This is a genomic window from Aurantibacter sp. UH7 (assembly GCF_056839165.1).
Map to the genome: position 1 here is coordinate 1,282,007 of NZ_CM166388.1, position 13,979 is coordinate 1,295,985.

General features: G+C 34.7%; 15 protein-coding genes. 4 read left to right on the forward strand and 11 right to left on the reverse strand.

Annotated elements, in window-relative coordinates; all coding sequences use genetic code 11:
- The first annotated feature begins 73 nt into the window (after positions 1 to 73).
- Positions 74 to 475 (forward strand): hypothetical protein, encoded by a 402-nt coding sequence (locus tag UH7x_RS05605; protein ID WP_482362739.1) that lies wholly within the window; start codon positions 74 to 76, stop codon positions 473 to 475.
- Positions 476 to 480: 5 nt separating this feature from the next.
- On the opposite strand, the gene gldD is transcribed toward UH7x_RS05605, so the two are convergent.
- The 4 genes from gldD to mutY are packed head-to-tail and all read right to left on the reverse strand — an operon-like array spanning position 481 to position 3,927.
- Complete coding sequence (gene gldD, locus UH7x_RS05610; protein ID WP_482362740.1) at positions 481 to 1,047, reverse strand: gliding motility lipoprotein GldD; 567 nt, start codon at positions 1,045 to 1,047, stop codon at positions 481 to 483.
- Positions 1,040 to 2,368, reverse strand: a complete 1,329-nt coding sequence (locus tag UH7x_RS05615) for a gliding motility-associated protein GldE (protein ID WP_482362741.1) — start codon at positions 2,366 to 2,368, stop codon at positions 1,040 to 1,042. Before UH7x_RS05615 ends, gldD begins: the two co-directional genes overlap by 8 nt.
- Positions 2,369 to 2,391: 23 nt before the next feature.
- The gene (locus tag UH7x_RS05620) at positions 2,392 to 2,841 is read right to left on the reverse strand and encodes a single-stranded DNA-binding protein (RefSeq protein WP_482362742.1); all 450 of its coding nucleotides are present in this window, start codon (positions 2,839 to 2,841) and stop codon (positions 2,392 to 2,394) included.
- A gap of 48 nt (positions 2,842 to 2,889) precedes the next feature.
- Complete coding sequence (gene mutY, locus UH7x_RS05625; protein ID WP_482362743.1) at positions 2,890 to 3,927, reverse strand: A/G-specific adenine glycosylase; 1,038 nt, start codon at positions 3,925 to 3,927, stop codon at positions 2,890 to 2,892.
- A 122-nt stretch (positions 3,928 to 4,049) separates the two neighbouring features.
- On the opposite strand from mutY, the gene UH7x_RS05630 reads away from it, so the two are divergent.
- The 3 genes from UH7x_RS05630 (at position 4,050) to UH7x_RS05640 (ending at position 6,716) form a co-directional block, all read left to right on the forward strand.
- Positions 4,050 to 4,340, forward strand: a complete 291-nt coding sequence (locus UH7x_RS05630; RefSeq protein ID WP_153757041.1) for an HU family DNA-binding protein — start codon at positions 4,050 to 4,052, stop codon at positions 4,338 to 4,340.
- A 253-nt stretch (positions 4,341 to 4,593) separates the two neighbouring features.
- Positions 4,594 to 6,141 carry an Rne/Rng family ribonuclease gene (locus UH7x_RS05635; protein WP_482362744.1) on the forward strand — a complete coding sequence of 516 codons (1,548 nt, stop codon included), beginning with the start codon at positions 4,594 to 4,596 and terminating at the stop codon, positions 6,139 to 6,141.
- A gap of 92 nt (positions 6,142 to 6,233) precedes the next feature.
- Positions 6,234 to 6,716: a regulatory protein RecX gene (locus UH7x_RS05640; RefSeq protein ID WP_482362745.1), complete on the forward strand. Its 483-nt coding sequence runs from the start codon at positions 6,234 to 6,236 to the stop codon at positions 6,714 to 6,716.
- Here UH7x_RS05640 and UH7x_RS05645 read toward each other — a convergent pair.
- The 7 genes from UH7x_RS05645 to bioA all read right to left on the reverse strand — a co-directional run bounded on the left by UH7x_RS05645 (position 6,706) and on the right by bioA (position 13,961).
- Positions 6,706 to 7,197, reverse strand: a complete 492-nt coding sequence (locus UH7x_RS05645) for a DUF6646 family protein (protein WP_482362746.1) — start codon at positions 7,195 to 7,197, stop codon at positions 6,706 to 6,708. The genes UH7x_RS05640 and UH7x_RS05645 overlap by 11 nt on opposite strands.
- A gap of 49 nt (positions 7,198 to 7,246) precedes the next feature.
- Positions 7,247 to 8,113: a cupin-like domain-containing protein gene (locus tag UH7x_RS05650; RefSeq protein ID WP_482363583.1), complete on the reverse strand. Its 867-nt coding sequence runs from the start codon at positions 8,111 to 8,113 to the stop codon at positions 7,247 to 7,249.
- A 77-nt stretch (positions 8,114 to 8,190) separates the two neighbouring features.
- Positions 8,191 to 9,285: a biotin synthase BioB gene (bioB, locus tag UH7x_RS05655; protein WP_482362747.1), complete on the reverse strand. Its 1,095-nt coding sequence runs from the start codon at positions 9,283 to 9,285 to the stop codon at positions 8,191 to 8,193.
- 133 nt (positions 9,286 to 9,418) lie between these two features.
- Positions 9,419 to 10,858, reverse strand: a complete 1,440-nt coding sequence (locus UH7x_RS05660) for a flotillin family protein (RefSeq protein ID WP_482362748.1) — start codon at positions 10,856 to 10,858, stop codon at positions 9,419 to 9,421.
- Positions 10,859 to 10,862: 4 nt separating this feature from the next.
- Positions 10,863 to 11,444 (reverse strand): hypothetical protein, encoded by a 582-nt coding sequence (locus UH7x_RS05665; protein ID WP_482362749.1) that lies wholly within the window; start codon positions 11,442 to 11,444, stop codon positions 10,863 to 10,865.
- 92 nt (positions 11,445 to 11,536) lie between these two features.
- Positions 11,537 to 12,691, reverse strand: a complete 1,155-nt coding sequence (locus tag UH7x_RS05670) for a beta-ketoacyl synthase N-terminal-like domain-containing protein (protein ID WP_482362750.1) — start codon at positions 12,689 to 12,691, stop codon at positions 11,537 to 11,539.
- Between the two features lies 1 nt (position 12,692).
- The gene (bioA, locus tag UH7x_RS05675; protein WP_482362751.1) at positions 12,693 to 13,961 is read right to left on the reverse strand and encodes an adenosylmethionine--8-amino-7-oxononanoate transaminase; all 1,269 of its coding nucleotides are present in this window, start codon (positions 13,959 to 13,961) and stop codon (positions 12,693 to 12,695) included.
- Between the last annotated feature and the right edge of the window lie 18 nt (positions 13,962 to 13,979).

Below are 13,979 nucleotides of genomic sequence, written 5' to 3' on the forward strand. Positions count from 1 at the left end.
GAGTTTTTGATAGACTACCCAATGTTTGGTATATTTTCACCAAAAAATTGAATTCCCAAAAATTACAGTTGCTATGAAAAGATGTGTAATAGTCTTTATTTTATTTATGAGCATGATAACTGCTATGGCTCAAGAATCTGCAGAAATGACAGAAGTTATTGAAATGCACGATGTTGTTATGGCGAAAATGCCCAAATTGGTTAAATTAATCAACAAACTACAAACTGCAGCTCAAGGAAGTGACGATAACACTGAATACAATGCAGCCATATTAGAGCTAAAAGCCGAGAACCAAACCATGCAAAAATGGATGGAAGGGCTTGGAAAACGTTTTGATACAGATGAAATGATGAAGGGCAAAAAACTAACCCCACAAAAACAAGAATGGTTAGATGAGGCAATGACTGTTATTAAAACTCTTGACAAAGATGTAGACAACAGTTTCACAAAGGTCGAAACGCTACTAAAAGATTAAAATTGCTACTTCCAACGTAAGGTTTCCATAATCGTCCGAATATCATTTTCCAGATAAGCAGCCGCCGGATAAATACTATCAAAATTTGGTTTTACATAAAAATAAAGCGAACCAGTTACAAAATTTTGAGTGCTATCTGTCACAAAGAATTGCGCTTGTGATGCCGCATCACCACTAACCTCATAGTACATACCAAAAATCTTATCTTGTGCATTATAAAATTCAGAAGGCTTTATTCCATCTGCTTGTGTAGCATGTTCATAAGAAAGCTTTTGTGCATCTAACATTAACTTCTGAAGATTATCCTCAATTTTTTTATGCGTAATAAAAATTGAACCTTTCATAAAGGGGTAATTTAATACTAAATCACCTTCTTTAAGTTTTTTAGTTTTTTTAACTACTTCAGCCAACTTGTTCTTACTAAAACTAAAATATTTAGTTTCTACTTTTTCATATTCACCTGTAGGGTATTCTAGCCTTAATTCTGCTTTTGGCTTAGGGAGCAGCACCTCGTCTTTACAAGCAACAAAAGCTAAAATAACTAGTATTATAAGAGATATTCTTCTAATCATTCTGTGGTAAGGTTACCTTAATTTGTTTTAATCTTTTTTTATCTAAGCTCTCTACTCTAAATTTATAATTCTTAAATTCTAACGATTCCCCACGTTTTGGAAAACTACCGGCTATCTCTAGAACAAAACCAGCTACTGTTTCAGATTCTCCTTTTTGATCTTCAAAATCTTCTTGATCTTCAATTTTAGTAACTTTATAAAAATCTTTTAACGTAGTTTTTCCTTCAAAAACATAATTAAACTCATCGAGTTTTGAATAGATTAAATCTTCATCATCAAATTCATCTGTAATATCACCTACTATTTCCTCTATAATATCTTCTAGGGTAACAATTCCCGATGTACCTCCATATTCATCAACCACAACGGCTAAATGATTTTTCTTTTCTTGAAATTCAAGCAATAAATCATCTAGTTTTTTATTCTCAGGAACAAAATAAGGTTCTCGAATAAGGGACATCCAATTAAAAGATTTTTTATCAATATGTGGTAATAAATCTTTAACGTAAAGGACACCGAGAACATTGTCCATATTTTCCGAAAATACAGGAATTCTAGAATACCCTTTTTTGATGATTTCTTGAACTACTTCAGGAAATTTCATTTTATCCTCAAGGGCAAAAATATCAATACGTGGACGCATTACTTGTTTAGTATCTGTATTACCAAATGAAACAATCCCTTCTAAAATTTTCTGTTCTTCTTTAGTAGTATCACCTTCAGAAGTAAGTTCTAAGGCTTGGGATAAATGATCAACACTTAAACTAGATTTCTCTTTACCCAATTTATTATACATAAATATAGTAGCAGAACGCATGGGTAAACTTAAAGGAGAAAAAATAAAATCTAGTGCATTTAAGGGCTGTGCCATTAAATGTGAAAAACTAATTCGGTTTCGGTTAGCGTAAACCTTAGGTAAGATTTCACCAAACATTAAAATTAGAAATGTTGCAACCACAACCTCAAGTAAGAAACGTACCGAGATTACACCGAAAAACATGTAATTAATATCAACAAATAAGATATCGCCAATAGCACTAAAGAGGAGAACAATACCAATATTAATAGCATTATTAGCAATCAATATTGTCGCCAACAATTTCTTAGGTCTTTTAAGCAGTTTCGTTACAATATCGCCACGTATTGTTTTATTCTCAGCAATTTCATTAACATCTGTAGTAGACAAGCCAAAAAAGGCCACTTCAGCACCAGATATTAACGCAGAAAATATTAGCAATAAAACAAGAATTGCTATTTTGAGGGCGATTTCGCCATCATAAACAATAAAAGCTAGTAACGAACCAACGGGATCAGGGTCCAATAGTTATAGTTTAAACAAGTTTTCTAAAATGGTAAATCATCTTCAGGCTGTACCTGACTTACTGTAGGCGCTACAGGCTTATCCTGTATATTTTGAGCAACCGGCTGTCTTTGTTGTGCATTATTCTCGCTTTCACGTTTTGTAGACAAGAATTTAAAATCTTGTACATGAACTTCAGTGGCATAACGCGTATTACCGTCTTCACCTTGCCATTGACGAGTTTTTAATCTTCCTTCCACATAAATTTTATCGCCCTTACTTAAATATTTTTCACATATTTCCGCAGCTTTATTACGTACAACAACATTGTGCCAATCTGTATTGGTAACTTTTTCACCAGTTTGCTTATTGGTATAACTCTCATTGGTTGCCACAGGAAATCTTCCAATACTATTACCTCCTTCGAAATAATGCATTTTAACTTCATCTCCTAAATGCCCAATAAGCATTACTTTATTTAATGTTCCGCTCATAATAATTTTATACTCAATTGTGTAACCACAAAAATACTAAGAAACTGCTTAAGTTTTTATTCCTTTTATAAAATCGGCTAATAATACGGGTACCGGATAATCTTCTATAGCGGCAATTGGGATTGTATCTTTGAGTACTTCTTTGGTTTTTATAACCCAAAAGCTAGTATAAAGATGCTGATGTGAAAGCTTATGTATAATTTTTTTATCATTGTGTAAGTATAGCTCTGTAATTAGCGCTAATTCCGTAAGTTTATCAACTTCCTCCAAAATCTCTGTTTTTCCAATGTTTTCCTTTGATTCTATCAATGGAAATTCCCATAAATTTTGCCAAATCCCCTTACCTAAACGTTGTTGAAAACATATTTCATCATTTTCGTTGATGATAACCAAGTAATTAAAATAACGCTTTCTAACCTTTGTCTTATTTATTTTAATAGGTAAAATAGCAACTAGATTTTTCTGTAAGGCCACGCAACTACTATTTAATGGACAAGTATCACAATCAGGATTTTTCGGCGCACATTGTAAAGCTCCAAATTCCATAATCCCTTGATTATAGTCGCGAACATGTTCTGTATTCATTACTTCTGAAGCCAAATTTTTAAAATATTTGATACCTTCTGTGCTATTAATAGGAGTTTCTATTCCAAAATAACGAGATAAAACTCTATATACATTACCATCAACAACCGCTTTGGCTTCATTAAAACAAATTGAAGCAACAGCACTTGCAGTATAATCTCCTACCCCTTTCAATTTTAATAACTCCTTATATGTCTTAGGAAACACTCCGTTCATTTCAAAAGCCACCTTCTTCGCAGTAGTATGTAAATTTCTAGCACGGGAATAGTATCCCAAACCTTGCCATAATTTTAAAACTTCTTCTTCAGAAGCTTCAGCTAAATCTTTAACTGTAGGATATTTCGCTGCGAATTTTAAATAATATGGTGTTCCTTGAGCAACTCTTGTCTGCTGTAGCATAATTTCAGACAACCAAATTAAATATGGATCACGAGTCTCACGCCAGGGTAAATGGCGCATATTCAAGCGATACCAAAGAAGTATTTTATGTGAAAAAGACATGGGCTGAACAATAGTAGACCAAAGTAACAGTTTATATACTTAAAATTAGCCCTTTAGAGTAAAAGATGAATTAAATTTATATATTTGCAAGCCAAAAAAACTTAGTAAAACTAATTGAAATAATGACGAAAGCTGAAATTGTAACGAAGATCTCGGAAAAATTAGGGATAGAGAAAGGTGATGTACAGGCAACTGTAGAATCTTTCATGGAAGAAGTGAAATCATCTCTTGAGAGTGGTGACAATGTGTACCTTCGAGGATTTGGAAGTTTCATTGTAAAGACCAGAGCAGAAAAAACTGGTAGAAACATTTCTAAAAATACAACTATTAAGATTCCTGCACATAATATTCCTGCATTTAAACCTGCAAAGGTTTTTGTTGAAGGAGTTAAGAGCAATGTGCTTGTAAAATAAAAAATAACGATTAAAAAACAATTTTATGCCGAGTGGTAAGAAAAGAAAGAGACATAAGGTAGCTACACACAAGCGCAAGAAGCGTAGAAGAGCTAACCGACACAAGAAAAAGCAGTAATTAAACACTGCTTTTTCATTTTAGTACGTTCATTGACATAGGAATTCCATTTCAAGAGAATTTCGGCAGGCAATTATGTCTGTTTCAACCATTGTTTAATTAATCCGTCATAGACGGATATAAATATAAATTCAGGTGAATAGAGAATTAATCGTAAGATCTGGTTCAGGCGCCGTGGATTTTGCCTTATTAAAGGATGGAAAACTAACAGAATTGCATAAAGAAGAGAACAACAACGACTTTTCTGTCGGTGATGTTTTTTTAGCTAAAATACGTAAGCCCGTAACTGGACTTAATGCAGCTTTTGTGAATGTAGGGTATGAAAAAGATGCTTTTTTACACTATCATGATCTTGGGCCGCAACTATCTACAATGCTAAAATTTATAAAGCAAGTTAGTTCAGGTAAACTTAAGGAGTATTCCCTGAAAGATTTTCCTTCCGAAAAAGATATTGACAAGCATGGCACCATAAATGATGTCATAAAAGCCAATCAATCGCTATTGGTACAAATAGTTAAAGAACCCATATCTACAAAAGGTCCAAGAATAAGCTCTGAGCTTTCTTTGGCTGGTCGATTTTTAGTTATGGTTCCATTTTCAGATAGAGTTTCAGTCTCACAGAAGATTGAAAGCAAAGAAGAAAAAGAGCGTTTGAAAAGACTCGTTCGGAGTATCAAACCCAAAGGATTTGGTGTAATCATACGTACTGTAGCCCAAGGCAAAAAAGTAGCGGAACTAGACAAAGATTTAGAAAACTTGCTGAATAAATGGTCAGCAATGTGTAAAAAATTACAAGGAGCTAGACCTCCTGCGAAAGTATTAGTAGAACTCAACAGAGCATCCTCTATACTTCGCGATGTCTTCAATGATTCCTTTACGGGAATACATGTTGACGATGAAACTCTTTTTGGACAAATTCAAGACTACGTCGCTGAAATTGCACCAGGAAAAGAATCAATTGTAAAGTTATACAACTCAAACGTTCCTATATTTGAAAAATATGGAATAGACCGACAGATAAAAACTTCATTTGGTCGTACTGCCTCTATGAGTAAAGGCGCGTACCTAATTATTGAACATACAGAAGCCATGCACGTTATAGACGTGAATAGTGGCAACCGTTCTAATAAGGCTAAAAACCAAGAAGAAACTGCTCTTGAGGTAAATATGCTTTCTGCATCTGAAATCGCCAGACAATTACGCCTTCGAGATATGGGAGGAATAATCGTTGTAGATTTCATTGATATGGTAAAAGCCGGCAACAGAAAAAAGTTGTTCGAACATCTTAGAGATGAGATGAAAGATGATCGTGCCAAACACAAGATTTTACCTCCCAGTAAATTCGGTTTGATACAAATAACGCGACAACGGGTAAGGCCGGAAATGAATATTAAAACAACCGAGGAAGACCCCAATAAAGTAGGTCAAGAGATAGAAGCTCCAATTGTTTTAGTAGACAAAATTAATGCCGACCTAGAAAAGTTGTTAAAAGGCCCTAAGAAAGATAGTAGTATTACATTAAATCTACATCCTTTTATTGCCGCATATATTACTAAAGGATTTCCATCATTACGTTCTAAATGGTTTATGGAACATAAGAAATGGATTAAAATTCAACCACGTGACGCCTATACTTATCTAGAATATAGATTCAAAGATAAAGATGGCAAAACGATATATTAAGAATAAGCGACCTCAGCAATGGGGTCGCTTTTTTTGTTTATATATTATATCTCGCCAGAACAAAAATCTACTTATTTGATTACTTTTGAGGCATGCAATTTCAAAAAACAAAATCATATACGCTTAACGAGGCCACCAAGAAACTAGAGCATTATTGTGCTTATCAAGAGCGATGCCACAAAGAGGTTGTTTCTAAATTGAAAGAAATGCGCATGATTCCAGAGGCAATTGACCAAATAATCACGCATCTTATTCAAGAGAATTACTTAAACGAAGAACGTTTTTCACGTGCCTTTGCTAGGGGGAAGTTTAGAATCAAAAAATGGGGTAGAATGCGAATTACAGCAGAACTCAAACAACGTAATATCTCCAAATACAATATAAAAGCGGCGCTTTCTGAAATTGACCCAGAAGAATATATTATAACTTTTAATACCTTAGCTGTCAAACGCTTATTGGACATTAATGAGAAACATCCTCAGAAGAAGAAGAAAAAACTTGTCGACTTTCTTTTTTATAGAGGATGGGAGAGTAATTTAGTTTATGAGAAAGCTAATGAACTAATTAAAAATTAAAAGAAGCTCCTAAATTAATCGCAAACTGATTGTGAAATTCTTCAGATGGTGAAAGGTCATCATTATACTTAGCAATTGGTGTATAGAACTCAACAAAGACACCAAAGCCATCTGTAAAGAAGTAACGACCACCAAGATGCCCGCCAAAATTCTTCAAACTTAAATTTAAACCGGGGTAAATATCAGCGTTCTCCGCAAGTTGAAAAACATCGCCGATATTGGCATTTGCTCTTATTTTAATATCAAATTTATCAACAAAAGGCACATTTATTAATTCATTTACACCCAACATATAAGCACTAGAAGCACCGACCGAAAAATTCTGACCAATTCCGTAATCCAATGTACCTATGATACCTGTACCATTAGATTGAGCATTAATTCCTATCTGAAATTTTAAATCCCCTGCCCCATCATATGCTTGAGCAAAACCTATTGTAGTGCATAAAATAGTTGCAATAAAAAGTAATATTCTTTTCATAATTATAAGCGTTAGTGTTTACTACAAATGTATTTAATTCAAAAGAAACTTATACTGAGATTAAGCGGTTTGTACGTGTAATAGCACGTTTATTTTTCGCGTCTATCCATTTTTGGCCTTTAATTTTTCGCATTAAGACATCAACATGTCGCATTAAAAATATGTTATAAGCCGCTTCTAAAAAGTTAAATGGATTATGAGCTAAAGTTCTCAGGCTCATTGAAAATCCAGGGCTCAAATACTTCATGTAATGCCAATATCCTTCTGGCATATAAAGCACCTCACCGTGCTTTAATTTAGTTTTAAAGCCTTTTGCCTTTTTCAAAGCAGGCCATTTTTCATAATCTGGATTAGAAAAGTCTATCCCTTCATGTGTTATAATTGAAAAGGGCACTCTATAAAGGTATTTATTTTCCGACTGAGGAAATAACACACATTCTTTTTCACCTTCAAAATGAAAATGAAAGATATTAGCAAAATCAATATCATGATGCATAAAAGTGTGTGAATTTTCACCTCCAAAAAAAAGCATCGGAACTTTTTTTAAAATTCGAATTCCAAAATCCGGAATCGAAAAATCTTTTTGCAAAGCAGGAACCTCTTTTAGAATGTTCCATAGGAAAATTCTATATTTTGTAGGTTCACTTTTTAAGAGCTCTATATATTTCGACATTTTCATTTCGGCATGCGGCTCATTAAACCCATCATCATGATGTACTGGGCGATCATCATAAAGAGGCACAATTTTATCGCCAGCCATTTTCTTCATGTAATCTAAATTCCACTTAGAATATGCATCCCAACCACCATTAAAATTTTCAATAACCACAGGAATCTGCGGTTTGAAAAAATCGGTTAAGAATTCTTCCTTAGTTATTGTCGCTACGCGTTGTATCTCTTGTAGTTTCAATGGTATTAAATTATTGCAAAATTCAACAATCCTTGAGAAAGCTTGTTAAACTTTTTTGAACCAAAATAAATACAAATGTAGTATTATTCAGTCATTTTTGCTGCAGTTTTAGCAGCTTCATTACGATCAATGGAATGGCCTGGTCTTGTCCATTTTGGCTTTTCACCTAAGGGCTGAAGTTCAGAATCTTCAGCTTCAACAGTTTTAGGTTGAGATATCTTAGTAAATGGTTTCTGCGGATTCAAGCCTAAAAGTTTGAACATTTCCATATCTTCATTTACATCAGGGTTCGGAGTTGTCAATAATTTATCTCCTGCAAAAATTGAATTCGCTCCAGCAAAGAAACACATAGCCTGCCCTTCTCTACTCATTTCGGTTCTACCTGCTGAAAGACGAACCTGTGTGTCTGGCAAAACAATTCTAGTAGTCGCTACCATACGAACCATATCCCAAATAGATATTGATTCCATTTCAGCCATTGGAGTACCTTCAACAGCAACTAATGCATTAATAGGTACAGATTCTGGTTGTGGATTTAAAGACGATAGTGCCACTAACATTCCTGCCCTATCTTCTAACTCCTCACCCATTCCAATAATACCACCACTACAAACAGTTACATTACTTTTACGAACGTTATCTATAGTTTCCAAACGATCTTCAAAAGCTCTCGTAGAAATAACATCTTTATAATAATCTTCTGACGTATCCAAATTATGGTTGTAAGCGTATAATCCGGCTTCTGCTAAACGCTTCGCTTGATTCTCAGTTAGCATACCTAGCGTACAACAAACTTCCATGTCTAACTTATTAATAGTTCTTACCATTTCAAGAACTTGATCAAATTCTGGCCCATCTTTAACATTACGCCATGCTGCTCCCATACAAACTCGTGAGCTTCCTGATGATTTAGCGCGAAGGGCCTGTGCTTTCACATGTGAGACCGTCATTAAATCATTTCCTTCTATTTCGGTATGATAACGTGCCGCTTGCGGACAATATCCACAATCTTCAGGGCATCCTCCAGTTTTTATAGAAAGTAGTGTAGAAACCTGTACTGTGTTTGGGTCGTGGTTTTTTCTATGAATAGTAGCCGCCTCATAAAGCAGTTCCATTAAAGGCTTGTTATAAATATCAAGTATTTCCTGCTTTGACCAATCGTTTCTTGTTTCACTCATAAGATGGATAATTCGGGCTCAAAAATAGGTTAATTGCGATTGAATTCCCAATTAACATGAATTAAGAAATCAAGGGCAAGAAAAAGTCCCGTATCACAATTGCTATACGGGGCTTCTTTATTTAATAGACGAGCTATTCTTCTTCGGTGTTCTTTTTAGGTTTATTCGTTTTTTTAGAAACAATTTCCGCTTCTTGATCTTCAACATTTTTGCCTTTCAAATATTCCGGTAATTGCATACCTGCCATATTAAACATCTCTTGTAATGGCGGTACAGATTTATACATTCCAGAAATAAAGTTCGCTGTAGAGTTTTTGCCGTCCTCACCTTTAGCACCGGAATCCCAAACAGTAACTTTATCAATTTTAATATTTTTAATAGCCTCAGCTTGAGTTTTTACTAATTCTGGTAGTTTATCTGCAATCAATAATAATACGGCATCCTTAGGGTCATTGCCCGCAGCTTTTACAATTTCATCTAGACCTTGAGCCTGTTTTGTTAAGACCTCGAAAAGACCTTGTGCTTCTGCTTGTGCTTTAAATAAAATAGCATCCGCCTCACCTTTCGCTCTTCTACGTATTCTTTCTGCTTCTGCTTCTGCATCAATCTCCACTTTTCGCTTATCAATTTCAGCAGGCACAACAATATCCGCTACTTGCGAACTCCTTACCCGTTCTGCTCTTGCAATCTCGGCATCTTTTTCTGCAGCATACGATTCTTCCAAGGCTTTTGCTGATTGTACTTTTTCAGATGCGATTGCTGTTCGTTCAGCTTCTGCTTCACGTTGTCTTCGCAATGAATCTGAATTAGCCACATTAATTTTAGCTATATTTTCACCTTCCACTGCTTGCGCATTGGCAGCAGCAACTTGTGTCCGTTCGTCTTGTAAAGCATTTGCCTCACCAATAGAACCATCTCTGTTTTTTTCTGCAACAGATTTTCTTGCAGCATTTATTGCATGAGCAGCAGCTTCTTTACCTAATGCTTCAATATAACCTGACTCATCTACAATATCAGTAATATTAACATTGATAAGCTTTAAGCCTACTTTCTTTAATTCAGACTCTACACTTTGCGATATATTGGTTAAAAATTTATCTCTATCTGAATTAATCTCCTCAATATCCATTGAAGCTACAACCAATCGAAGTTGTCCGAATATAATTTCCTTGGCCAAATCTTGAACTTCCTGCATACCTAAACCTAATAAGCGTTCGGCAGCATTTTGCATTACACCGGGTTCAGTAGAAATACCGATTGTAAAACGAGAAGGAACATTAACTCTAATATTTTGTCTACTTAAAGCATTTGCTAAATCGACCTCAATTGATATAGGAGTTAAGTCTAAAAACTCATAATCTTGAATAACAGGCCAAATAAATGCAGCACCTCCATGAATACATCGTGCAGAATTACCAGATCCAACTTTACCGTATACTACTAAAATCCTATCAGAAGGACAACGCTTATACCTTCTGATAAATGAGATTATGATTATAAAAAAGAAGAGTATAGCAAAGCCTATTGCTAACAGAGAGGCACTACCGCCCAATTGTAAAGGAACTATAATCATATGGTTATTTGTTTAAAAGTTCAACAATCAATATTCCGTTATCGGTAACATTTTTTACGCGTACTACATTACCTAAAACTAAGTCATTTTCTTCATCAGTTAGCGCTTCTAACTCTCTCAGTGTGCCTTGCACAGTCACACTCACTTTTCCTATTTTTGAGCGATTTCCACCAATAGTTAAATATACTTCTCCCACTTGATTCAAAGCATTTTTAAGTTTTAAAGTACCACTGCTTTGCATCTTACCTAAATAATAGAAAAGTGTAGCCATAGCTAACATCATTAATAATCCACAAACAATAGAAATTAATACAGTTAGTGATTTAGACATTCCGGCATCCAAACAAGCAATACCAGACCATCCAAATATTGTTAAAAAACCCATTAGATTTTTAAAAGATAGAAATTGAAATCCAATTCCTGTATCGCCATCAATTTCAGCATCTACATCTCCACCATCAAAATCATCAGCATCCCCACCAATTAGTGTTAATACTAATAAAATGATAAGTATAACTGAAGCAATAAGTGATACTGTCCAATAAACTTTCTCAAACATTGCCAATGCAACAAACCATTCTTCCATCGAATTTATTTTTTGGTTCAAAATTCGCCACTGTTGTAGACAAATTCATTAATATATGTAAGATACCACCTTTTTCGAAATAACTGGTTTTGCTATACAGCGAGCAACACACTTACCGCATTACCTCCAAAACCAACAGCATTAACCATAACTCTTTTAATATTAGAAGGAGAGTTTACAACATCTAAATAAGGTACTTTAATTATCTCTTGATGTTTCAGCATTAAAATCGCTAATTCTACACTTAACATACCTGATGTTCCAAAAGTGTGACCAACCTTCCACTTATTGGTAGTTAAGTAAGGCATTTTGTTACAGAAAACTTTTTCAATAGCCCTATATTCAGCTAAATCACCTTTAACAGTACCTGGCGTATGGGTAACTATCACATCAATATCATCAGCATTTATTTGACCCAATGCCATCTGCATAGAACTTTGAAAACAATTTGCATCTGAAGAAATTGAAATATTATGCTCCAAAATCTCTGTAGCATAGCCAATTCCCTCAATTTTTGCGAGAGCATTTTCAGGATTACCTTTTTCTAGACAAACAACAGCTGCACCTTCACCCAGCACCATACTGTTGAATTTTTTTGACAAATCTAATGCCTTACACGGATTGGAATCAGTTTCGCGTGAATATATTTTTAAAGCTTTCATTTGCGCAATAGTAAAAGGAGTCAACGGTGCCTCACTACCTCCTACCAAGAATTTATCTGCCATTCCACTTTTAATCCAAGCTACCCCATTCAACATAGAGTGCAATGCAGTAGAACAAGTAATAGAATGGGAGATTTCAGGCCCTTTTGATTGTAAATCGTGCGCTACCCATGATGAAATATTTCCTAATGTGGTAGTAGGTGATGACAATGTAGATGTGCTATTAGAATCAAGAAATTCTTCATGGTATTTTTCAAAAAGAGCAGTAGCACCTCTTGATGATCCAATGTTAATACCAAAATTAGCATCTACTGACCAACCCGCCTGCGCAATCGCATTTCGAGCTGTAAATATTGAAAATAGCACAGTATCATCTAGGTTTTTATACTTTAGGTCAGAATTTCGAAGTGAATCTATTTCTTTTTTCGATGATTCACTCAATGGAGCCATCCATTCTATAGCACCATTCATTGTTCTTTGCACTAAACAATGGGCATTAGTCTTATAAGAAGACCATGATTCTTCTAAAGAATTTCCAAGTGGAGAGATTCCTGCTAGTGCGGTAATATAAATTGAATCGTTCAAATTAAAGTATTTCTAAAGAAGCCTCGATAACAGCGTAGACCTTCTCTAATTGTTCATTAGTTATAACGTATGGTGGAAGCACATAAATAGTATTTCCCAATGGTCTAAGATTGACACCTTCACTCATATAAAAATCATACAACTTATCTCTAAAAGAACCATATCTATTGGTTTCTACCGCCAAATCAATTGCAAAAATAACACCAAAACAACGCACTTCTTTTACTTTTTGGTGATTTTTAAATTTAGCAATACTATCACGATGTGAATTTTCGATATACTTTCGGCGTTCAAGAATTACCTCTGAATTTAATAGTTCCAGACCCGCTAAGGCAGCCACGCATCCTAATGGGTGCGCACTAAAAGTATGCGCATGAAAAAAACCTTTGGCAACATTTTCACTTAAAAAAACATCATATATTTTTTGAGAACAACTTGTAATGCTTAACGGAAACATACCCGCTGTTAAGGCTTTGCTCAAGCAAATAATTTCAGGTTTATGCTCTAAATAATCAGAAGCAAAATTTCTTCCTGTTTTTCCAAATCCAGTCATTACCTCATCAGCAATGGTAACTACATTATTTTCATGGCATTTTTTAATTAATGCATCAAGTCCCTTAGCAGAGTGAAATTTCATGCCAGCAGCGCCTTGCACCAATGGTTCGAAGACAAAAGCTGCACAAGAATTATTTTTTAATATAGTTTCCAATTGTTCAAGTATAACATCTATTGTATCATCTTGAGGAACTGGTAAACGCTCTACTTTTAGTAAAAAATCTTCAAATGGCCCATTGTAAGAAGATAATCCAGATGCACTCATTGCCCCGAAAGTATCACCATGAAATCCATTTTCAAAAGCTATAAGTGTATCTCTTTTATCGCCTAAATTATGATGATATTGCAAAGCCATTTTTATACCCGCCTCTATGGCCGTTGATCCATTATCATTAAAGAATATTTTCTGTTGATTATTTGGTAAAATCTTTATAAGTTCCTCTGACAATTTTACGGCTGGCTCATGTGTAAAACCACTGAACATTACAAAGTCTAACAGTTTCATTTGTTCCGTAATAGCCTCAGTAATATATTCATTACAATGGCCATACATAGCCGTATACCAAGATGCAATTCCGTCTATATAACAAATACCTTCCTCATCCCAAATTAAGGCATCTTTTGCCTTTACAATACCTAAACGCGGAGCTGCGATTTGATGCTGGGTAAGCGGATGCCACAAATATTGCTGATCTCTTTCTGAAAGATTTTTCAATTAATTGAAAATTTAAAT

Excerpts from the sequence above, each read along its gene's own strand:
- gldD (WP_482362740.1), bottom strand. The coding sequence starts at position 1,047 with ATGATTAGAAGAATATCTCTTATAATACTAGTTATTTTAGCTTTTGTT.
- UH7x_RS05630 (WP_153757041.1), top strand. The coding sequence starts at position 4,050 with ATGACGAAAGCTGAAATTGTAACGAAGATCTCGGAAAAATTAGGGATA.
- UH7x_RS05640 (WP_482362745.1), top strand. The coding sequence starts at position 6,234 with ATGCAATTTCAAAAAACAAAATCATATACGCTTAACGAGGCCACCAAG.
- bioB (WP_482362747.1), bottom strand. The coding sequence starts at position 9,285 with ATGAGTGAAACAAGAAACGATTGGTCAAAGCAGGAAATACTTGATATT.
- UH7x_RS05665 (WP_482362749.1), bottom strand. The coding sequence starts at position 11,444 with ATGGAAGAATGGTTTGTTGCATTGGCAATGTTTGAGAAAGTTTATTGG.
- mutY (WP_482362743.1), bottom strand. The coding sequence starts at position 3,927 with ATGTCTTTTTCACATAAAATACTTCTTTGGTATCGCTTGAATATGCGC.
- UH7x_RS05645 (WP_482362746.1), bottom strand. The coding sequence starts at position 7,197 with ATGAAAAGAATATTACTTTTTATTGCAACTATTTTATGCACTACAATA.
- UH7x_RS05605 (WP_482362739.1), top strand. The coding sequence starts at position 74 with ATGAAAAGATGTGTAATAGTCTTTATTTTATTTATGAGCATGATAACT.
- UH7x_RS05660 (WP_482362748.1), bottom strand. The coding sequence starts at position 10,858 with ATGATTATAGTTCCTTTACAATTGGGCGGTAGTGCCTCTCTGTTAGCA.
- UH7x_RS05620 (WP_482362742.1), bottom strand. The coding sequence starts at position 2,841 with ATGAGCGGAACATTAAATAAAGTAATGCTTATTGGGCATTTAGGAGAT.